Origin of the sequence: Roseovarius sp. (assembly GCF_965277045.1) — a bacterium.
Taxonomy (GTDB): domain Bacteria; phylum Pseudomonadota; class Alphaproteobacteria; order Rhodobacterales; family Rhodobacteraceae; genus Roseovarius.
The window spans coordinates 2147972-2168209 of the sequence record NZ_OZ255712.1 but is presented as its reverse complement, the minus strand read 5'-3'; the positions used below and the strand labels follow the sequence as shown (position 1 = coordinate 2168209).

Sequence of the window (20238 nt, the reverse complement as noted above, 5' to 3'; positions counted from 1 at the left end):
GATGACCGAGGAAACCCCGTTCCGGCACAAGAGTATGTGGCACATGATCGCCGCGCCCACCGTCTGGACGCTGCATTTCGCGATCATCTACGCGATCACGGCGGTGGAGTGCAGCAAGATCGGTACGCCCGAGGTGGCGCGGCTGTCGATCCTGGTGTTGACGATGGTGGCGTTGGCGCTGATCGGTTGGATCGCGTGGAAGGCCTGGGTGCAGTGGGACTACCCCGACGACCAGGACTACGTGCATGACAAGCCCACGATCGAGGACCGGCGCGAGTTCCTCGGGCACGCAGGGTTCCTGCTGAGCATTGCGTCGGCCATCGGGGTGATCTTCGTGGCGATGCCGGCGCTGTTCATCGAGACCTGCCTGTGAGGCTGGCGGGGATCTCTGCGCTGGTGCTGCTGGCCGGGCTGTACCTGCCGCCGTGGGAGGCATGGGCTGGGCCGTTTCCGGCGCATATGCTGCGGCACATGGGGCTGGTGGCGGGCGTGGCGCCCTTGATGGTGCTGGCGTGGCCGGGCGTGGCGCGGCGTTTCGCGGTGCCGGTGATGCTGGCGGCGGTTGCCGAGTTCGCCATCGTCTGGGCGTGGCACCTGCCGCACCTGCATGGGTTCGCGCAGCTGACCTTCGGCGGGCGCGTGCTGGAGCAGATGGCCTTCCTCGCCGCCGGGCTGGCGGTGTGGTCCGGGGCGCTTCATGCGCGGCAGGCGCTGGTGGGGGCAGGGGGATTGTTCCTGACCTCGATGCACATGACGTTGCTGGGCGCGCTGCTGGTTCTGGCCCCGGGTGATCTTTACGCCGAGATCTGCGGTCGGACGCCGGACCTTTCGGGCCAGCAGCTGGGCGGTATCCTGATGCTGGCGATCGGGACGCCGATCTACCTTGTTGGGGCGCTGGTGCTGGCCGCGCGCGTGGTACGGGAGGAGACGGCATGAGATGGGTGCGTGACCTGCACGGAAAAACCGTGATCGCCATGGCGGGCGCCGCCGCCGCCATCGGATTGCTGACGGCGGTTCTGATCATCGGCTTGGGCCTCTTCAACGTCTCGGCGCGGCAGGGTCACTGGCCAGGCGTGACCTGGGCGATGCACAGCACCTTCGAAAGCTCGGTGGCCTTCCGTGCGCCGCCGGACAGCGAAGTGCCGGCCAATCTCGATACGCCCGATATGGTGGCCCTGGGGGCCGGGCATTACAAATCCGCCTGCATGGACTGCCACGGCGCCCCGGGCGTGCCGCGCAGCGCCACGGTGCAGCAGATGCTGCCCGCGCCGCCCTCGCTGGCGCTGGTGAGCGATCACTGGAGTGCGCCCGAGATGCACTGGATCATCCATAACGGCATCAAGATGAGCGGAATGCCCGGCTGGCCCGCCGAGCGGACGGACGATGTCTGGCCGCTGGTCGCCTTCCTGCGGGCGCAGAAGGGGATGACGCCCGAAACCTGGGAGGCGATGGTCGACGACGCCGATGGCGGGTGTGCCGTCTGTCACGGCCCGGATGGGGTCAGCCTGAACGCGCAGGTGCCGCGGCTGGATATCCTGTCGGAAGAGTACATTGCCCAAAGTCTTGCCGCCTATCGCGACGGCACGCGCGACAGCGGGATCATGTACGAGGTCATGAGCCAGCGTCCCGGCGGATCGGTCGAGCGGCTGGCGCGGAACTTTGCGGACGTCTCGCCCGAGGGCGGGGCGGCGGAGCCGTCGCAGCTTGCCGAGCAGGGCCGGGCGCTGGCCTTTGCCGAGGGCGGCTCGCAAAGCGTGCCGGCGTGCCGGGCCTGCCACGGGCCGTGGCCCGCGCCGATCAACCCGGCCTTTCCGTCATTGGCCGGCCAGCACGCGCCCTACCTCGAACAACAGCTGAAACTGTGGCGCGAGGGCAATCGCGGTGGCGGCCGCGCGGCGGAATTGATGTTCAAGGCCGCGCGCGATCTGACCGATGCGGAGATAGCCGCACTCTCGGCCTATTACGCGGAACGGGCACCGGCGAAGCTGAGCGAGACGAAGGACTAGGGTTCCTTCGGCTGGTGGTTGCCCGTACCGCTATAGTGGTTGCGCCAGCGCTTTCGGGATGCTCGAGCCGGTCTGCATCGCGAGTCCGAGTGGCCTGACAACTTGACTTGCGCGGTGCAAATCAGAGCGGCGCGTGGCGCGTTGTCAGATCGCCGTGCTTCTGGCGAGTTCCTCGCTTGTCACGGTATCTCTGTCGCCGCTCAGTTTCACCGCGCCGCGCTCGATCACGTAGAACCTGTCGCCAAGGTCGTAGGCAAAGCTGAAATACTGCTCGACGAGGATGATCGCGATTTCCCCCTGATCCCTGAGCAGGCGGATCGCCTCGCCGATCTGCTGGATCACGTTGGGCTGGATGCCCTCGGTCGGTTCATCCAGCAGCAGGACTTTCGGTTTCGTGATCAAGGCCCGGGCAATGGAAAGCTGCTGTTGCTGACCGCCGGACAGGTCGCCGCCGCGCCTTGGCATGAACTCCTTGAGGATGGGAAAGAGGTCGAAGATGTCGTCGCGCAGGTGACGTTCGTTGCGGGGCAGGCAGGCGAAACCCGTCACGAGGTTCTCCTCGACCGTCAGGAAGGGGAATATGTCGCGGCCCTGGGGCACGTATCCGACGCCGCGCCGCGCCATGTCGTAGGCGCCAAGTTTGCCGATGCTTTCCCCTGCCAGCGTGTAGGCGCCGGCGGAGCGGGGATGGGTGCCGGACAGGGCTTTCAGCAGGGAGGTCTTGCCGACGCCATTGGTGCCCATGATGCAGGTGACCTCGCCCAGGCGGGCGCCCATGTCGATGCCGTTCAGGATCTGGCTGCCGCCGTAGTGGAGGGTCAGGCCCTCGACGCTCAGGATGTCATCGGCCAAGATACACCTCGATCACGTTTTCATTCTTGGTCACATGATCGATGGAGCCTTCGGCCAGCACCGAGCCTTCGTGCAGGACCGTGACCTTGCAGCCAAGGCGTCTGACGAATTCCATGTCATGTTCGACAACCACGACGGCACGCGTTTCTGCGGCCTCGCGCAGCAGGTCGGTCGTCTTTTCCCGCTCGGCGGAGGTCATGCCCGCGGCCGGTTCGTCCACCAGCAGAAGCTGCGGGTCCTGCGCCAGAAGCATCCCGATTTCCAGCCATTGTTTCTGCCCGTGCGACAACTCACCCGACTTGCGCTCAAGCGCCTGCGCCAGCCCGATGGTCTCGGCAAGGTCGACGACGCGCTCGCGATCCTCGGCGCCGGGCTTGAAGAACAGCACGGCGAAGGGCGAGCGCGGCTTGCGCATGGCCATCATCAAATTGGCCTCGACCGTCTGATCCTCGAACACGGTGGGGCGCTGAAACTTGCGGCCCACGCCCGCCATGGCGATGGTGCTTTCGGATTTGCCAAGCAGCGAGACCGGCGGCTCTCCCCACATGACGCGGCCTTCGTCGGGTTTCGTCTTACCGGTGACCACGTCCATGAAGGTGGTCTTGCCCGCGCCGTTTGGGCCGATGACGGCGCGCAACTCCTTGTTACCGATGGAAAAGGACAGGTTGTTGAGCGCCTTGAAGCCGTCAAAGCTGACCGAGACGCCGGAAACTTCCAGAAGCTGGCTCATTTGCTGGCCTCCTTTTCGCGCAACGCACCCTGTTCGGGGCCAAGGTCTGCGCCGTGGCGGTCGGGAGTCAGGCGATCCGCCAGCAGGTCGAAGATCCCGCCGATGCCTTTCGGGGCAGAAAGCGTGACCGCGACGAAGGAGACGCCCAGCAGGACCGTCCACCAGTCGACCCACTGGATACGCCGGCTGCCCAGCACGATATCCGGAGCCTGTCCGCCTGTGAACCACGTCGACAAAAGCGATACGAAGGCCGCCCCGATGACCGCTCCGTAAAGCCGCCCGCGCCCGCCGATGGCGACCCAGACGGCGAGGTAGATCGAGGCGATGGGCGCCAGTTCGGCGGGGTTGATGATGCCTGCCTGCGGGTAATAGAGCGCGCCGGCAATGCCCGCGATCACGGCGGACAGCGTGAAGATGAAGAGCTTGTAGGACTCCACAGGGTAGCCGAGGAAGCGCACGCGCGCCTCGTCATCCCTGATGCCGCGCAGGACCGAGCCGAACTTGCCCGAGACGACCCAAGTGGCCAGCCAGAACCCCAAGGCGAGAGCAAGCGCCGAGGCCCAGAGGAACCAGACCGAGACGACGGATTGCGGGACATTGCCGAGGCCCGGAAGGTTTTGCAGGCCCGAGAGGCCGTTGTTGCCGCGCAGCCCGCTGTCATTCTGAAAGAGGTAAAGCGCGAGGGCTAAGGTCATCGCCTGGGTCAGGATCGACAGGTACACGCCCGTCACGCGGCTGCGAAAGGCGAACCAGCCAAAGATCAGAGCCAGAAGACCGGGTACCAGCACCACTGCGGCCAGTTGCAGGGGCAGCGAATGGGCGACCGCCCAGATGGGCGGAAACTCTGATGCGCCGACCACGCCGAAGATCTGGCTGGCAATACCGTCAGAGATTTGTTCGGGCGTTGGCGGCAGCGCTTGCGCGGACAAGCTGTCGACCACGATGAGGCGTGTGCGTTCGTACATCAGCCACATGCCGATGGCGTAGCCGCCCAGCCCGAAAAACGCCATATGCCCAAGCGACAGGATTCCGCAATAGCCCCAGACGAGGTCCATCGCCAGCGCCACGAGGCAGAGGCAGAGCGTCTTGCCAAGCGTCTTAACGAAGCTGGTGGAAATCACGCCGATGCCGAAGCCTTCGGACAGGACGGTGACTCCGAGCGTGAAGAGCGCGAGGCAGGCCATGAAGATCAGGATCGCGGGAAAGCGCAGAACCAGTGGTTGGCGAGCGACGGTTCCGAGAGTGCTGTCGGTCATGTCACGCCTCCGCCGCCCGGCCCTTGAGTGCGATGATGCCGCGCGGACGGAACTGGATGAAGAGGATGATGAAGAGGATCATGTAGGTCTGGGCCGCCAGCGTATTCGAGGGGTTCAGCCATTCGATTCCTTTCTGAAGCGAGCCAACGAGCGTGGCACCCAGCAGCGTGCCCCAGATGTTGCCGACCCCGCCCACGACCACGGTCATGAAGCTTTGCACGATATAGTCGGCACCCATCTCGGACGTGACCTTTGCGTAAAGCCCGATGGCGACGCCCGCGATGCCCGCGATGCCCGAACCGAACCCGAAGGTCAGCATGTTGATCCGGTCAGGGTTGATCCCCATCGAGGCCGCCATTCGGGGGTTCTGGGTGACCGCGCGCACCTCCAGCCCCAGCCGGGTGCGGTTCATCACCAACAGGAACAGGGCAAGGAACAAAAGCGCCAGCACGAAGATCGCGATACGAATGTAACTGATCGAGACGATGTCGTTGAACACCAGCGACCCGTCGAGCCATCCGGGGGCCGTCAGCGGGCGAGCCTGCGTGCCGAAGATGTTCTTGGCGATCTGTTGCAGCGCGATGGAGATGCCGAAGGTGGCCAGAAGCGTTTCCAGCGGGCGGTGATAGAGCCAGCGGATCACCAGCCGTTCCATCACTACGCCGGCCGCGAAGGTCACGGCGAAGGCCAGAGGAATGGCCAGGATCACCGAAAGCGTCTGGTCGGGGATGATCTGCTGCACGACGAAGCCGGTATAGGCGCCCATCATGATGAACTCGCCATGGGCCATGTTGATTACCCCCATCACGCCAAAGGTGATGGCAAGGCCGATGGCGGCGAGGAAATAGATCGAGCCGAGCGAGATGGCGTCGAGCGCAAGGTCGGCGGCCTGGTTGACCGCGACACGAGTCTCGATGCCGTTGAGCGTATTCATCGCGGCCAGCGCGACGGCGGGCGGGGCGCCGGTGAAGACCTCATAGAAGGTGTATCGGTCCAGCGTCTCGTCGATCTCGGCCTCGGTGGCGACGGGGTCGACCGTGCCTTGCTCGGCCAACTTGGCATAGGCCATGTCGCGGGCGTCTTCGGTGTCGAGCGTTGCCACTTGGATGCCGGCGACGGTGTCGTTGTCAAGATTGGCCACCAGTGCCGCGGCCTTGTCGGCGCGGCTGATGCGTGGCTTGGCGAAGCCTTCCGACACCAAGAGGTCGTAAGCATTTTCGCGGGGCAAAGCCTCCGAGCCTGGCTTCAGCACCTGGGCGATTTCGGGACCTTCGGGTGCGGTTTCCGCGGCTTCCAGCCGGGTCGTGACCAGCGGATTCAATGCACCGCGCAGGTCGACGCCCAGATCGCCCTGGAATCCTTCGATGGCGGCGATGCGCTCTTCGTCGGTTTCGCCGAAACGGATGGTCAGAAGGCGTTCGAGGCGTTCGGCGCGGGCCTTGAGGGTCGGACTTGTCTCGGCCTCGATCGCCTCGCGCAGGGGGACGAGGTGCGAGGCTTCGGCGTCGCGTTCGATATTGTCGATGGCGGTGCGGCGGGTGGCGACGTCTTCGGCGGTCAGTTGGAACTTGACCAGTGCCGCGCCGATCATCTTGCGCACCCCGGAATTGGGCTTGGACTGCTCAAAGGCATCGTCGGGCAATTCGCCCAGGGCCGTGTCCCCGGCAAAGTCGAAGCCGCGGATCGTGTCGCGGTCGATCTCTTCGGCCCAGATGAACAGGCCGGTCTCTGTGTTCCGCCACAGCTCCTTGTCCTGCCATTTGCGCAGGACGGTCTGCGCCTCGGGCAGGCCGCTTTCGGCGATGGCATCGATGGTGGGGGCGACCTTGGTGCGCGAGGGCTTTGCCAACTGCCCGGCGTGCTCCTGCAAAAGCTGCTGGATCGGAGCATCGACCTGCTGTCCCGCAGCGGGCAGGGATGCAATCAGGAGCGTGAGGATCAGCAACAGGCGTGCCATGCACGGGCCTCCGTGGGGGAACAGAAGGGGGTGAAGGGCGGCGCGGGGCCGCCCTTCCGGTTCAAGGGGATCAGTAGTTCGACTTGATCTGCACGCAGGTCTCGGTCTCGGTGTTGTACATACCGCATTCGAGCTCCTGCCAATCGGACTTCAGCACGGCCGATTCCGGCAGGTAGTCGGTCCAGGCGTCGCCCGGCACTTCCTCGGTCTGGCTGATGATGTCGAACTGCCCGTCCGCCTGAATCTCGCCGATCAGGACCGGCTTGGCCAGGTGGTGGTTGGGCAGCATGACGGCGGTGCCGCCGGTCAGGTTCGGGAATTCCTGCCCGTACATGGCGGTGCGCACAGCGTCGACATCGGTTGTGCCGGCCTTTTCGGCGGCGTTCACCCACATGTTGAAGCCGATATAATGCGCCTCCATAGGGTCGTTGGTCACGCGTTCCTCGCCCATGCGGGCTTTCCACGCCTCGATCCATTCGGCATTGGCGTCGGTGTCGGCCGACTGGAAGTAGTTCCACGCCGCCAGGTGACCGACGAGGTTCGAGGTGTCGAGGCCCGAAAGCTCTTCCTCGCCCACCGAGAAGGCGACGACGGGGATGTCATCGGCCGACACGCCCTGGGCTGCCAGTTCCTTGTAGAAGCCCACGTTGGCGTCGCCGTTGATCGTGGAAATCACGCCGACCTGTTTGCCGCCGGCACCCAGCGCCACCACGTCCGACACGATCTTGGACCAGTCGGAGTGACCGAACGGAGTGTAGTTGACGAAAATATCTTCGTCAGCGATGCCCTTGGATTTCAGATAGGATTCCAAGATGTTGTTCGTGGTGCGGGGATAGACATAGTCGGTGCCCAGGAGCGCGAAGCTTTCGACGCCGAGTTCTTCCAGGAAGTAATCCGTGGCCGGGATCGCCTGCTGGTTGGGCGCGGCGCCGGTGTAGAACACATTCTTGGAGCTTTCCTCGCCCTCGTATTGCACGGGGTAGAACAGCAGGCCGTTCAGCTCCTCGATGACCGGCAGGACGGATTTGCGGCTGACGCTCGTCCAGTTGCCGAAGATCACGTCGACCTCGTGCACCGTCAGCAGTTCGCGGGCCTTTTCGGCGAAGAGCGGCCAGTCGGAGGCCGGATCGACGACGACGGCTTCGAGCTCGCAGCCCAGAACGCCGCCTTTCTCGTTCTGCTGTTCGATCAGCATCTCCATCGTGTCCTTGAGCGTCGTCTCCGAGATCGCCATTGTGCCCGACAGCGAGTGCAGCACGCCCACCTTGATCGGGCAGTCCTGTGCGAAGGCCGGAGCCGAAAGGGCCGTCAGGACCGCTGCTGTGCCTAGAAGTGTCTTAATCATGGAAAATCCCCTTTGCGTAACGCGCAGGGTTCTTGTGAGCCGAAACCGGATGTCCCATATCTCCCCCACGCAACTTGTTGCGGAGTGCGGTGGTGTTTCAGGATTGCAAGACTGGCACCATCGCACGTTCGAGCGGGCGGCAGCCGCCCGTCGGACATATTGGTTTCACAAGATTCTGCGCTGCGGCGACAATTCCGTGGTTTTCACAGGGACAGCTTGCGGTCGCGGCCTATATATTCAGCGGTTTTCGGTGTGATCGCCTATTTTTTCTGCGGTGCGGTGCTGGTTTTCCTCAGCTTTCCAGGAGAAAGCTTTGGCAGTAGCCGATTTCGGCATTCGCCCGCTGGCGCGCCCATCCGGCCCGGTCCGTGTCGCGAGAGAATTGCGCGGTGCTGAGAATCCGCGCGTGCGCTTTCTTGGCCCTGATACGATGGTCTAGGAGATGGCTGCGCTGATCGGGGGTGGAGGTGGCGGCGAGAAGTTGCTCGAAACGCGCGCGCCGGGTTTCCAGGATGTCGGCGTCCGGGTCTTGCATCAGCCAGGCATGTTCCAGTTCGGCAGAAAGGCGGCCGGTGCATCCGGCGAAAATCTCTGGCAACGGCGCGGCAAATGACGCCGACCCGGCGCAGAGGCAGCAAAGCACGAGGAAAGTTCTCAAACCGCTCATGTCTTGATCATCGCGCCGAAAATCCGGGCAATCAACTCCTGTAACTGCGCAGTCTCAACCTTCTGAGCCTGTGTGTTCTGCAGGTATCAAATGTGCCTAGGAATGCGGCATTGACGCAAAAAAATGCCACTTACTTAATCGTTGGGGGCAAGGCATTATGTGGAACGATCGCTTGATGTGGAACAGGCGCACCCCTTGGTGCTGGCTTTGCGCGTTGCGAACTCGGAAAGCTGCCATGCTACTTGCCCCGGATATCACTGCCCACGCGGACGGTCCGGCCCTGCCGCGGGCCCGGGGAAGTTTGCGCGTCGCGTCCAAGCTGCGGGATGGGTGTTCGGTGCTGGACAGGCTGCACAGCGCGGGCTGTGCGCGGGCACTTTTCCCGCGCCGGACGGATGCGTTGGAGGCGATCGTGGTGAACACCTCGGGCGGTCTGACCGGAGGAGACCGTTTTGATATCGAGGCCACTGCGGGGGCAGGCAGCCGGCTTGTCGTCACGACGCAGGCGGCCGAGCGGGCGTATCGCAGCAATTCGGGTCGGTCGCGAGTGCGGTCGCGGCTGCATGTCGAGGCGGGCGCGACGCTGTGCTGGTTGCCTCAGGAACTGTTGGTGTTCGACGGTGCTGCGCTGGACCGGCGACTGGAGGTCGAGATCGAGAATACGGCGGAATTCATCATGGCCGAGCCGGTCGCGTTCGGACGCCTGACCATGGGCGAGACGGTGACGCGGGCGGATTTCCTGGACCGTGTCAGCGTTCGTCGTGACAACCGACCGCTTTACGAGGACCGCGTAGCCTTGAGCGGCGACATTCCCGCGCGGCTGGGGCAGGCGGCCGTGGCGGCGGCGATGACCGCAATGGCAAGTGCACTTTACGTGGGGCGCCGGGCCGAGCGGTTGCTGCCAATGGTGCGGGCGCTGCTGCCCGCGACCGGGGGCGCAAGCCTCTTGCGCCCCGATGTGCTGGTGGTGCGGGTGCTGGCGCGCGACGGGTTCGAATTGCGCCGGACGCTGTGCCCGGTGCTCGAGGCGCTGTCGAACGCGTCCCTGCCAAGATCCTGGAGGCTTTGACCGAAGATGCAACTGACGCCCAGAGAGAAAGACAAGCTTATGGTGTCCATGGCCGCGGAGGTGGCTCGCAAGCGATTGGCAAGGGGCGTCAAGCTGAATTACCCCGAGGCGATTGCGCTGATCACCGACGCCGTGGTCGAAGGTGCTCGCGACGGGCGTTCGGTCGCCGACATGATGGAGGCCGGGGCCGAGGTCGTCAGCCGGGGCGACTGCATGGAGGGCGTGCCCGAGATGATCCACGAGGTGCAGGTCGAAGCCACCTTTCCCGACGGCACCAAGCTTGTCACAGTACATAACCCAATTCGCTGACCCGACAGGAGACCTGACCCATGCGACGCCTTGCCTTCACCCTCATCCCTGCCGTGCTGGCCGCTGGCCCAGCGTTCGCACACCTTGATCCAGGCGCGCACGGGTCCTTCGCCGCGGGGCTTTCGCACCCGGTGTTCGGCGCGGACCATATCCTGGCGATGGTCGCGGTGGGCCTGTGGGCTGCAAGCCTTGGCGGGCGGGCGTTCGTGGCCTTGCCGGTGGGTTTCGTGGGCGCGATGGCGCTGGGGTTCCTGCTGTCGTTGGCAGGTCTGCCGCTGCCGATGGTCGAGCCGATGATCCTGGTGTCCGTCCTTGTCCTGGGCGTACTGGTCGCCACGGCGGCGCGGTTGCCGCTTTCGGCGGCGGTCGCGATCACGGCGGCGATGGGCGTGTTTCACGGTCACGCGCACGGGACCGAGATCGGCGGCGCGGGAGCAATTGCCTATCTCGCGGGCTTTGTCGCAGCGACGACGGGGTTGCACGCGCTGGGGGCCGCCGCAGGCCGGGCGCTGGGCCGTTTCGGCGGGGCGCTGCTGACACGCGGTGCAGGGCTGGCTGTCGCGATTGGCGGCTCTGCGCTGGTCATGGCGGGGTGAGGCGATGATCCCCGGAGAGATGTTCCCCGCCGAGGGTATGCTGGAGCTGAACTCGGACCGGCAGGCGATCACGCTGGAAGTCGCCAATACCGGCGACCGGCCCGTTCAGGTGGGCAGCCATTATCACTTTGCCGAGACGAACCCGGCGCTGGAGTTCGACCGCGAGGCGGCGCGGGGGCACCGTCTGGACATCGCCGCCGGCACCGCCGTGCGGTTCGAGCCGGGCCAGCGCCGTGAGGTGCACCTGATCCCGATTGGCGGGGGGCGGCGGGTCTACGGCTTCAATGGCGCCGTCATGGGGGATCTGTGATGGCGCGTGTGCTGACGCCGGTCGACCTGTGGTCGAATGCCTTTCAGGCCGCGATGATCGTGGCCGAGGCGCAGGCGGTCATCGCCATGCGCATGTGGGGCCTCGCCGGTCTCTGGTCGGTCACCCCGTCCGAGAACAGCCGCATGGTCAACGAAAAGGTCTTTGCGCTGACGCGGGCCGCGACCGACGCAGGAACCGCCGTCATGCGTGGCCGCCGGGCGGATCAGGTCGTCGCCGCCGCCATGAAACCGGTCCGGCAAAAGACCCGCGCCAATGCACGCCGCCTGGCCAAGCGTGGATACAGGAAGAGGTAAGCCGATGCCCGCACGCATTTCACGTTCCGAATACGCCGCCATGTTCGGCCCCACGACGGGTGACAGGCTGCGCCTGGCCGATACCGACCTGATCATAGAGGTCGAACGCGACCTGACCGCACTGAATGCCGGGGCCGCCGCGACGGGCGGAACCGGCGGGAACGCGGCGCTTTACGGTGAAGAAGTCAAGTTCGGCGGCGGCAAGGTGATCCGCGACGGGATGGGCCAAAGCCAGGTGACGCGCGCGGCAGGGGCGATGGATACGGTCATCACCAACGCGCTGATCCTGGACTATACCGGCATCTACAAGGCGGATGTCGGCCTGAAGGACGGTGCGATCCACAAGATCGGCAAGGCGGGCAACCCAGACACCCAGCCCGGCGTAGATATCGTGATCGGCCCGGGAACCGAGATCATCGCGGGCGAGGGGCGTATCCTGACCGCCGGCGGCTTTGACAGCCATATCCATTTCATCTGCCCGCAACAGATCGAGGATGCGCTGCATTCGGGCCTCACGACGATGCTGGGCGGTGGCACTGGCCCCGCGCATGGCACGCTGGCCACCACATGCACGCCGGGGCCGTGGCACCTGGGGCGGATGTTGCAGGCCGCCGATGCCTTTCCGATGAACCTGGCGTTCGCCGGCAAGGGCAACGCCTCGCTGCCCGCCGCGCTAGAGGAACAGGTCATGGCCGGCGCCTGCGCGCTGAAGCTGCACGAGGACTGGGGCACGACCCCGGCGGCCATTGATTGCTGCCTGTCGGTGGCCGACGCAATGGATGTGCAGGTGATGATCCACACCGATACGCTGAACGAATCCGGGTTCGTCGAGAACACGGTGGCAGCGATGAAAGGCCGGACCATCCATGCCTTCCACACCGAGGGTGCGGGCGGGGGCCACGCGCCGGACATCATCAAGATTTGCGGGCAGGCGAACGTGCTGCCGTCCTCGACCAACCCGACGCGGCCCTTCACGGTGAACACGCTGGAAGAGCACCTGGACATGCTGATGGTGTGCCACCACCTCGACAAGTCGATCCCCGAGGACATCGCCTTTGCCGAAAGCCGGATCCGGCGCGAGACCATCGCCGCCGAGGACATCCTGCACGACATGGGCGCGTTCAGCATCATCGCCTCGGACAGCCAGGCGATGGGACGGGTGGGCGAGGTGATCATCCGCACGTGGCAGACCGCCGACAAGATGAAGAAACAGCGGGGGCGGCTGGCAGACGAGACCGGCGAGAACGACAACCTGCGCGCGCGCCGCTATGTCGCCAAGTACACGATCAACCCGGCCATCGCGCATGGTATTTCCGATCACATCGGGTCGATCGAGGAAGGCAAGCGCGCCGACTTGGTGCTGTGGAACCCGGCCTTTTTCGGCGTGAAACCCGAGATGGTGCTGATCGGCGGCTCGATTGCCTGTGCGCAGATGGGCGACCCGAATGCCTCGATCCCGACGCCGCAGCCGGTCTATACGCGCCCAATGTTCGGGGCCTATGGGCGCGCGCTGCACGCCTCCGCCGTCACCTTCGTATCGGCGGCGGCGCATGATGACGGCATCGGCGATACGCTCGGGATCGCCAAGCAGACCCTGCCGGTGCAGAACACCCGTGGCATCGGCAAGGCAGACCTGAAGCTGAACGATGCTTGCCCCGAGATCGACGTGAACCCTGAAACCTACGAAGTGCGTGCCAACGGCGAGCTGCTGACCTGCGAGCCGGCCAGCGAACTGCCGATGGCGCAGCGCTATTTCCTGTATTGAGTGCCATGACAGACCTCCCGATCGCCCAACACCTCCACAAGGCCGGAACCTGGACCGGAGACGCCGCGCTGTGCGCGCTGTCCTACGAGGATCGTTTTTTCCGGCGACGCAAGCTTACCGTGGAAGAAGGGTGGTCGCTTGTGGCCGATTTCGAGCATACGGTGTCCCTGGACGACGGAGACGCCCTGGAAACCAGCGACGGGCGGCTGGTCCGTATCGCCGCGGCCCCGGAGGCGTTGTTGGCAGTGTCGGGGTCCGACCTGGCGAGATTGGCCTGGCATATCGGCAACCGGCACACGCCCTGCCAGGTGGAAGCCGACCGGCTCTTGATCCGCGACGATCCCGTGATCGCGCATATGCTGGCCCATCTGGGCGCGACCCTCACCCCGGTCACCGAACCCTTCAAACCCGAGGGCGGCGCCTATGGACATGGCAGGACCCACAGCCACGAACACGGGGCGACGGCCCATGCACACTGACGCCGGCCTTCTGACCCTGGCGCAATGGCTGTCCCCGGCTTATCCCATCGGCGCCTTTGCCTGGTCGCATGGGTTAGAACAAGCCATCCGCGATGAGCAAATCAAGGATGCCGAGACGCTGCAGGCATGGCTGTGCACCTGCCTGACCGAAGGTGCGGGCCGAACGGACGCGATCTGGTTGCGGCTTGCTGCCGGGGCAGATGACGTGACCGAGATCGACGCGCAGGCCCGCGCCTTCGCGCCCTCCGCCGAACGTCTGTCCGAGACGGTGCGGCAGGGAATGGCCTTCGTGCACACGACCAATGCCGTCTGGAGGCTTGACCTTCCGGACCTGACCTTGCCGGTCGCCACGGGGCGGGCGGCGCACCTGATGAACCTCGACGTCGACGCCTGCGTGCTGCTCTACCTGCAATCCTTCCTGTCCAACCTTGTCTCCGCGGCCCTTCGCCTGATGCCGCTTGGCCAGACAGACGGGCAGCGCGTCTTGGCGGCGCTTCAGGCGGACCTGCTTCGTGTCGAAGCCGAAACACGGGGTGCAGAGATCGACGACATCTTCAGCAACGCTTTCCTGTCCGACATCGCGTCGATGCGGCATGAAACTCTCGAACCAAGGCTGTTTCAGTCATGACCAGGATGAACGGACCCTTGCGCATCGGGATCGGCGGGCCGGTCGGCGCCGGCAAGACCACGTTGACCGCCCGTCTGTCGGAGCGATTGAAAGATGCGTATTCGATCGGCGTGATCACCAACGACATCTACACCCAGGAAGATGCCGAAGCGCTGATGCGCATGCAGATCCTGCCCTCGGACCGGATCATCGGAGTCGAGACCGGGGGCTGTCCACACACCGCGATCCGCGAAGACGCGTCCATAAACCTGGCCGCCGTCGCCGAAATGCGCGAACGCCATCCCGATGTCGAGGTGGTGCTGATCGAGTCGGGCGGTGACAACCTGTCCGCAACCTTCAGCCCGGAGCTTGCCGACCTGACGGTCTATGTGATCGACACGGCCGCGGGCGAGGAGATACCGCGCAAGGGCGGACCGGCGATAACGCGCTCGGACATCCTGGTGATCAACAAGACGGACCTGGCACCGCATGTGGGCGCGTCGCTCGACGTGATGCGAACGGACGCCGCGCGGGTGCGTCAAGGTCGCCCTTTCATCTTCACATCGCTAAAGTCAGGCACCGGCGCTGACGAGGTATTGAACGAAATCAAGGCAATGTCCGGTCTCGACAGGGTTCGCTCGACCGTGAGTTCCTGATCGAGCAATCGACGAAACGCCAGTCGATACGGAGCACTTGGACATCTATGATCGGTTGTGCGGCCGTCGGCGGCGTGGTTGAAGTGAGCCTGAATTTCGTCGCACAGACTGCGTACGGTACCTGAATGACGATCACTTGATAAAGACACGCCAACAATGATTTTGAGTCACAAGCACAAATTCATATTCCTTCATTGTCGGAAAGTAGCCGGAAGCACAATAACCACGCTTTGCAATCGCTATCTCGGACCAACGGACATACAGACCGGAGCGTGGAGTGACACTATCGCAGCGGGGGGCCGGTATAATGACTGGGTCGTGAACGTTGCACAGCAGATGGACGGGTGTGGGCGACGTCAGGGCAAGACCGGGATCGCGCACCTTTCTCCGAACGACGTCAACAGATATGTGCATCGCTTCATGGCGAAGAATATGGGGATGGCCGGTGGAGCGCATCCCGCTGCCGCGTCGGTACGGAATTTTGACCCGGTTGCTTGGCAAGATTACTTCAAGTTCTGCTTTGTCCGGAATCCCTGGACACATGCCGTTTCGGATTACTACTGGCGCTGCAATGGCAGGAACTGCGATAATGTGTCTTTCAAAGAGTTCCTTCGCCGTCTCGCAGACCCGGAGCGGCCTGACCCCGAGCGTCTCGTGCCGCGTCATCGTTCGAATTGGGATATCTATGCGATCGGCCCACGTGTTGCCGTGGATTTCGTCGGACGCTACGAAAATCTGGAGGCTGACCTGGCAACCGTCGGGGAAACTATCGGCATAGAGCTGAATTTGACGTCGGTTCCGTCAGCGAAGGCTGATGTCCGACCCAGAAAAAGGTCGATTGCAGAACATTACGATACCGAGGCGATCGAGCTTGTTGCAAAGATCTATTCAAGCGAAATTTCCGAATTTGGCTATTCTCCGAACTTTTGAGGGCTTCCAGGAACCGTCGAAGGCCACGTACCTGGTCGGACGCATGGGGGAGGTCGTGAACGAAATCGAAGCGATGTCCGGTCTCGAGACGATTAAAAAGGGATGTGACCCACAGCCGAGCTTTGTTGCGGGGATGGAAGGCGTGAACCGTCAGCGCCTTCGGGACAGGATACTATACGTTCTGCTGGATACTGGCGGAGGCTCAGGGATTCGAACCCTGGGGACGCTTTCACGCCCGCCGGTTTTCAAGACCGGTGCATTCGACCACTCTGCCAAACCTCCGCGTCCGCGTGTGTTACTGTGGCTTTCGCGATTCTGAAAGTCATCAGTTGACGAGGAAAAACGCCGAAATGGCTTTGCGGACTTCCCAGAACGGTCTTGACCGGCTATTCTGCGCACAAACGCAGGTATCTGCGTGCTCGAGCAAACGTCGGAAAACCGGCACCCGCATCTAATACGGTGCATGACAGGCAAGGGACGAAACATGACATTTCAATGGACGGGCAAAGGGGCGCGTGCGCGCCTGATCACCGCCTCCAGTGCTATTGCGCTGGTTCTGAGCGGATGTACCGAGGGCGGAGAATTCGGCCTTTTCAAATCGCAGGCCGGTGACACGGAGGAAGTGACCTCGGCCGACAACTCGGTCAAGCTGATCGAGCGTGACGTCGAAGCGCCGGACGTCTTCCAGGTGACCGACAAGGGCCTGTGGGACGGGCGCCCGTCGCTGGGTGGCGTGTGGGTCGCGCACCCGGATGTGCAGGAGCCCGAACGCGTCATTATCCGCAATACCAAGAACGGCAAGTTCGTCATTGGCGCATTGTTCCGCCGCGAGCGCAGCAACCCGGGCCCGATCCTGCAGGTCTCGTCCGATGCCGCGGACGCGCTGGGCATGCTGGCGGGGGCGCCGTCGCAGCTCAACGTCACGGCCCTGCGCCGCGAGTCCGCCCCTGATCCCGAGGCGCTGGCCGCCGCCGAGACCGAGGGCGAGGCAGGCACGCTGGCACCCGCTTCTGTCGAGCAGACGACGCTGGAGCCGCTGGCCGGGGCGGCCGCCGCGATCGAAAGCGCCGAGGCCGCAGAGCCGGTGCGCCCGGCCACCCAGACCGCGGGCGCGACCGCAGCCGTGGCCACCGAACCGGCCCCGGCACCGACCCCCGCCGCAGCGACGCCGGTCCTGTCCGGGTCGTCCCTGTCGAAGCCCTATCTGCAGATCGGTATCTTCTCGGTCGAGCAGAATGCGCGGAATACCGCCACCGCCATGCGGCAGGAAGGCATAGTTCCGATCGTTAAAAAACAGAGCTCGCAGGGCAAGACCTTCTGGCGCGTGATCGTCGGACCGGCCCAAAGCAAGTCCGAACAATCTGTCCTGTTGAAAAAGGTCAAGGACGTTGGTTTTGATGATGCATACGCTGTAACCAACTGATACGGGACTTGCCCATGACCCTTATTGCACGACTTTTGACCGCCTGTGTCGCGGTGATTGCGCTTTCCTTGCCGGCGCAGGCGTTCGACACCAGCGCCAAGGCCGCGTATGTGAAGGATCTGGGCACCGGAACGGTGCTGCTCAGCCGCAATGCCGACGAACCCCTGCCACCGGCCTCGATGTCCAAGCTGATGACGCTTTACGTGGCCTTCGAGGCCATCCGGGACGGGCGGCTTTCGCTGCAGGAGAAACTTCCGGTGTCGGAGCATGCCATGAGTTATGGCGGCTCCACCATGTTCCTGGACACGACCGACCGGGTGAGCGTCGAGGACCTGCTGCGCGGCATCATCGTGCTGTCGGGCAATGACGCCTGTGCGGTGATTGCCGAGGCGCTGAGCCCCGATGGCACCGAAGCGGGGTTTGCCCGGTTCATGACGCAGCGGGCGCAAGACATGGGCATGACCAATTCGACCTTCGCGAACTCCAACGGATGGCCCGCCGCGGGCCACCGGATGAGCATGCATGACCTGGCGATCCTGGCCGAGCGCCTGATCGTGGATTTCCCCAACTTCTACCCGATGTTCGCCGAGACGACCTATGAGTTCGACGGGCGCGCGCCGCAGAACACGCAGAACCGCAACCCTCTGCTGAAACTGGGGATCGGGGCCGACGGTCTGAAGACCGGGCACACAGAGGCGGCGGGCTACGGACTTGTCGGCTCGGCCGAGCAGGGCGGACGCCGCGTGGTGTTCGTGCTGTCGGGATTGGACACTGCAGCCCAAAGAGCACAAGAGGCGGAAGCCCTTGTGAACTGGTCCTTTCGTCAATTTGCCGAAAAAGAGATCGTCAAGGCCGGCAGCGAAGTCTCCCGCGCCGAAGTCTGGATGGGAAGCGCGGCAACCGTAGGACTGACGCCCGCGAAGGACCTGACCACGCTGGTGCCGGTGCTGGGCTCGGACAACATGACCGCCGAAGTCGTCTATGAGGGACCGGTGAGCGCGCCTATCACGCAAGGCGACGAACTGGCCCAACTGGTCTTTACGCCCGAGGGCCTGCCGGAGATGCGCGTGCCGCTGGTCGCCGCCGAAAGCGTTGCCGTGGGTGGCTTTGCCGTGCGGCTGAAGACGGTGGCGGGCGTGCTATTGAAACGGCTGCAACAGGGGCCCGAGGGGACGCTTTGAGCGGACAGGGCCGCTTCGTCACCTTTGAAGGCATCGACGGGTCGGGCAAGTCCACGCAGGCGCGCCTGCTGGCCGAGCATTTGCAAGGCACGGGGCGTGATGTTGTCCTGACGCGAGAGCCGGGCGGCAGCGCCGGCGCCGAGGAAATCCGCAAGCTGGTGCTGGAAGGCGATGCCGACCGCTGGTCGGCGGAGACCGAGCTGCTGCTGTTCACGGCGGCCCGCCGCGATCACCTGGAACGGTTGATCGAGCCGGCGCTGGCGGCCGGCAAGGTCGTGATCTGCGATCGTTTTGCCGACAGCACGCGCATGTACCAGGGTCTGAGCCGGGGCGACCTGCGCCAAAAGGTCGACGCGCTGCACGACCTGCTGATTGGGCGCGAGCCGGACCTGACCATCCTGATCGACATGGACCCGGGCAAGGGGCTGGAACGCGCGCTGTCGCGCGGCGGCAGCGAGGAGCGTTTCGAGAGCTTCGGTGCCAGCCTGCAAGCGCAGATGCGGCAGGGGTTCCTGGACCTTGCCGGGGAATTTTCGGAGCGTTTCATCGTGATCGACGGCAATCGGGGAATCGAAGCGATTGCGGCGGATGTCCGGGCTGCGGTAGAACCGCGCCTGACATGATGGACCGAGACATTCCGCTTCCCGATCGCATCGACGGCGCGCCGCACCCGGCCGAGACGTCCCGCCTTTACGGACAGGACGCCGCACAAAGCGCGTTCTTGCAAGCGTTCAACGCAGGCCGGCTGCATCATGGCTGGCTGATCCACGGGCCGCGCGGCGTGGGCAAGGCGACGCTTGCCTGGCGGATCGCGCGGTTCCTGCTGGCCACGCCCGACCCGGAGGCGGATGGAGGAGGGCTGTTTGGCGATGCGCTGCCTGCGCCCGACACGTTGGAGATTGCCGAGGATCATCCGGTCACGCGGCGCGTGCTGGCGGGGTCCGAGCCGGGGCTGCACCTGGTGCGGCGCGGCGGGCAGGGCACCAGCGACAGCGACCGGCAGAAGAATTTCGAAGAGGGCAAGTTCTCGCGCGAGATCCGGGTGGACGAAGTGCGCGAACTGGCCGATTTCGTGAACCTGAGCGCCGTGGATGGCGGGCGGCGGGTGGTCATCATCGACGCCGCAGACGAGATGAACACCTCGGCCGCGAACGCACTGTTGAAAATGCTGGAAGAGCCTCCTTCGCGCACCACGCTCTTGCTGGTGGCGCATCAGCCGGCGCGGCTATTGCCGACGATCCGCTCGCGTTGCCGCGAGTTGCGGCTGGAGCGGCTGAGCCCGGACGACGTGATCGCGGCGCTGGATCAGGCCGGGATCGATCCGGGCGGACAGGCGCCTGGGCTGGCGGAACTGTCGGGCGGCTCGGCCGGCGAGGCGGTGCGGCTTTACAACCTCGACGGTCTGAAGATCTATGCCGAGATCGTCGGATTGGCGGCGAGCCTGCCGATGCTGGACCGGCCGCGCGCGATGAAACTGGCCGAGGCGGCGGCGCAGCGCGGCGCCGAGCAGAAGCTGGACCTGCTGCTGGCGCTGATGGACATGTTCCTGGCCCGTGTCGCACGGGCGGGCGCCACCGGCATCCTGCCGCCCGAGGCCGTGCCGGGCGAGGCCGAGGTCATCGGCAGGCTGGCGGGCAGTCCGGTTCAGGCGCGGGCCTGGGCCGATTGCGCGCAGGAGGTCGGCGCGCGGGCGCGGCACGGGCGGGCGGTCAACCTTGACCCTGCCGCCTTGGTGCTTGATACGGTGTTCAAGTTGCAGCAGACCGCTACATCCCTCTGAGCACCG

At 64.6% G+C, this 20238-nt stretch carries 23 protein-coding genes and 1 tRNA gene; 17 read left to right on the top strand and 7 right to left on the bottom strand.

The features are described 5' to 3' along the window. Position 1 precedes the first annotated feature (1 nt). Genes ACQY4V_RS10930 through ACQY4V_RS10920 form a run of 3 tightly spaced genes read left to right on the top strand, consistent with a single transcriptional unit; the run spans position 2 to position 2006 of the window. Positions 2–373, top strand: a complete 372-nt coding sequence (locus ACQY4V_RS10930; RefSeq protein WP_428511597.1) for a hypothetical protein — start codon at positions 2–4, stop codon at positions 371–373. Further along, entirely contained in the window at positions 370–936 is a 567-nt protein-coding gene (locus ACQY4V_RS10925) for a cytochrome c oxidase assembly protein (protein WP_428511595.1), read from the top strand. The genes ACQY4V_RS10930 and ACQY4V_RS10925 overlap by 4 nt, the downstream gene beginning before the upstream one ends. Continuing rightward, the gene (locus ACQY4V_RS10920) at positions 933–2006 is read left to right on the top strand and encodes a c-type cytochrome (protein WP_428511593.1); all 1074 of its coding nucleotides are present in this window, start codon (positions 933–935) and stop codon (positions 2004–2006) included. Before ACQY4V_RS10925 ends, ACQY4V_RS10920 begins: the two co-directional genes overlap by 4 nt. Positions 2007–2150: 144 nt before the next feature. On the opposite strand, the gene urtE is transcribed toward ACQY4V_RS10920, so the two are convergent. From urtE to ACQY4V_RS10890, 6 genes are all read right to left on the bottom strand, one after another. Then, positions 2151–2846, bottom strand: coding sequence for an urea ABC transporter ATP-binding subunit UrtE (gene urtE / locus ACQY4V_RS10915; protein ID WP_428517221.1), 696 nt, complete (start codon positions 2844–2846; stop codon positions 2151–2153). A gap of 1 nt (position 2847) precedes the next feature. Beyond that, complete coding sequence (gene urtD / locus ACQY4V_RS10910) at positions 2848–3588, bottom strand: urea ABC transporter ATP-binding protein UrtD (RefSeq protein ID WP_428511591.1); 741 nt, start codon at positions 3586–3588, stop codon at positions 2848–2850. Further along, on the bottom strand, positions 3585–4844 hold the full coding sequence (gene urtC / locus ACQY4V_RS10905) for an urea ABC transporter permease subunit UrtC (RefSeq protein ID WP_428511589.1): 1260 nt from the start codon (positions 4842–4844) through the stop codon (positions 3585–3587). Before urtC ends, urtD begins: the two co-directional genes overlap by 4 nt. Before the next feature lies 1 nt (position 4845). Beyond that, positions 4846–6801 carry an urea ABC transporter permease subunit UrtB gene (urtB, locus tag ACQY4V_RS10900; protein ID WP_428511587.1) on the bottom strand — a complete coding sequence of 652 codons (1956 nt, stop codon included), beginning with the start codon at positions 6799–6801 and terminating at the stop codon, positions 4846–4848. Between the two features lie 70 nt (positions 6802–6871). Next, positions 6872–8146: an urea ABC transporter substrate-binding protein gene (urtA, locus tag ACQY4V_RS10895; protein ID WP_428511585.1), complete on the bottom strand. Its 1275-nt coding sequence runs from the start codon at positions 8144–8146 to the stop codon at positions 6872–6874. A gap of 292 nt (positions 8147–8438) precedes the next feature. Continuing rightward, positions 8439–8813: a hypothetical protein gene (locus ACQY4V_RS10890; protein ID WP_428511583.1), complete on the bottom strand. Its 375-nt coding sequence runs from the start codon at positions 8811–8813 to the stop codon at positions 8439–8441. Positions 8814–9048: 235 nt separating this feature from the next. Here ACQY4V_RS10890 and ACQY4V_RS10885 point away from each other — a divergent pair, with 235 nt between their 5' ends. The 10 genes from ACQY4V_RS10885 to ACQY4V_RS10840 all read left to right on the top strand — a co-directional run bounded on the left by ACQY4V_RS10885 (position 9049) and on the right by ACQY4V_RS10840 (position 15848). Beyond that, positions 9049–9882: an urease accessory protein UreD gene (locus ACQY4V_RS10885; protein WP_428511581.1), complete on the top strand. Its 834-nt coding sequence runs from the start codon at positions 9049–9051 to the stop codon at positions 9880–9882. A gap of 6 nt (positions 9883–9888) precedes the next feature. After that, positions 9889–10191, top strand: coding sequence for an urease subunit gamma (locus tag ACQY4V_RS10880; RefSeq protein WP_428511579.1), 303 nt, complete (start codon positions 9889–9891; stop codon positions 10189–10191). 20 nt (positions 10192–10211) lie between these two features. After that, on the top strand, positions 10212–10787 hold the full coding sequence (locus ACQY4V_RS10875; RefSeq protein WP_428511577.1) for a HupE/UreJ family protein: 576 nt from the start codon (positions 10212–10214) through the stop codon (positions 10785–10787). Between the two features lie 4 nt (positions 10788–10791). Beyond that, positions 10792–11097, top strand: coding sequence for an urease subunit beta (locus tag ACQY4V_RS10870; protein WP_428511575.1), 306 nt, complete (start codon positions 10792–10794; stop codon positions 11095–11097). Beyond that, complete coding sequence (locus tag ACQY4V_RS10865; RefSeq protein ID WP_428511573.1) at positions 11097–11411, top strand: antifreeze protein; 315 nt, start codon at positions 11097–11099, stop codon at positions 11409–11411. Before ACQY4V_RS10870 ends, ACQY4V_RS10865 begins: the two co-directional genes overlap by 1 nt. A 4-nt stretch (positions 11412–11415) precedes the next feature. Beyond that, the gene (ureC, locus tag ACQY4V_RS10860) at positions 11416–13176 is read left to right on the top strand and encodes an urease subunit alpha (protein ID WP_428511571.1); all 1761 of its coding nucleotides are present in this window, start codon (positions 11416–11418) and stop codon (positions 13174–13176) included. Positions 13177–13181: 5 nt separating this feature from the next. After that, positions 13182–13655 carry an urease accessory protein UreE gene (locus tag ACQY4V_RS10855; protein ID WP_428511569.1) on the top strand — a complete coding sequence of 158 codons (474 nt, stop codon included), beginning with the start codon at positions 13182–13184 and terminating at the stop codon, positions 13653–13655. Further along, positions 13645–14283 (top strand): urease accessory protein UreF, encoded by a 639-nt coding sequence (locus ACQY4V_RS10850; RefSeq protein ID WP_428511567.1) that lies wholly within the window; start codon positions 13645–13647, stop codon positions 14281–14283. The genes ACQY4V_RS10855 and ACQY4V_RS10850 overlap by 11 nt, the downstream gene beginning before the upstream one ends. Then, entirely contained in the window at positions 14280–14918 is a 639-nt protein-coding gene (gene ureG, locus ACQY4V_RS10845) for an urease accessory protein UreG (protein WP_428511565.1), read from the top strand. The genes ACQY4V_RS10850 and ureG overlap by 4 nt, the downstream gene beginning before the upstream one ends. Positions 14919–15074: 156 nt before the next feature. Continuing rightward, on the top strand, positions 15075–15848 hold the full coding sequence (locus ACQY4V_RS10840; RefSeq protein WP_428511563.1) for a sulfotransferase family 2 domain-containing protein: 774 nt from the start codon (positions 15075–15077) through the stop codon (positions 15846–15848). Between the two features lie 192 nt (positions 15849–16040). On the opposite strand, the gene ACQY4V_RS10835 is transcribed toward ACQY4V_RS10840, so the two are convergent. Continuing rightward, a tRNA-Ser gene (locus ACQY4V_RS10835) sits at positions 16041–16130 on the bottom strand. 202 nt (positions 16131–16332) lie between these two features. Here ACQY4V_RS10835 and ACQY4V_RS10830 point away from each other — a divergent pair. The 4 genes from ACQY4V_RS10830 to ACQY4V_RS10815 are packed head-to-tail and all read left to right on the top strand — an operon-like array spanning position 16333 to position 20232. Further along, positions 16333–17271, top strand: a complete 939-nt coding sequence (locus ACQY4V_RS10830; protein WP_428511561.1) for an SPOR domain-containing protein — start codon at positions 16333–16335, stop codon at positions 17269–17271. Positions 17272–17285: 14 nt separating this feature from the next. Then, on the top strand, positions 17286–18452 hold the full coding sequence (locus ACQY4V_RS10825; RefSeq protein ID WP_428511559.1) for a D-alanyl-D-alanine carboxypeptidase family protein: 1167 nt from the start codon (positions 17286–17288) through the stop codon (positions 18450–18452). Beyond that, positions 18449–19075 (top strand): dTMP kinase, encoded by a 627-nt coding sequence (tmk, locus tag ACQY4V_RS10820; RefSeq protein WP_428511557.1) that lies wholly within the window; start codon positions 18449–18451, stop codon positions 19073–19075. Before ACQY4V_RS10825 ends, tmk begins: the two co-directional genes overlap by 4 nt. After that, a complete protein-coding gene (locus ACQY4V_RS10815; protein ID WP_428517219.1) occupies positions 19075–20232 on the top strand; it encodes a DNA polymerase III subunit delta' in 1158 nt (385 codons plus the stop codon). Before tmk ends, ACQY4V_RS10815 begins: the two co-directional genes overlap by 1 nt. The last annotated feature ends 6 nt before the right edge of the window (positions 20233–20238 follow it).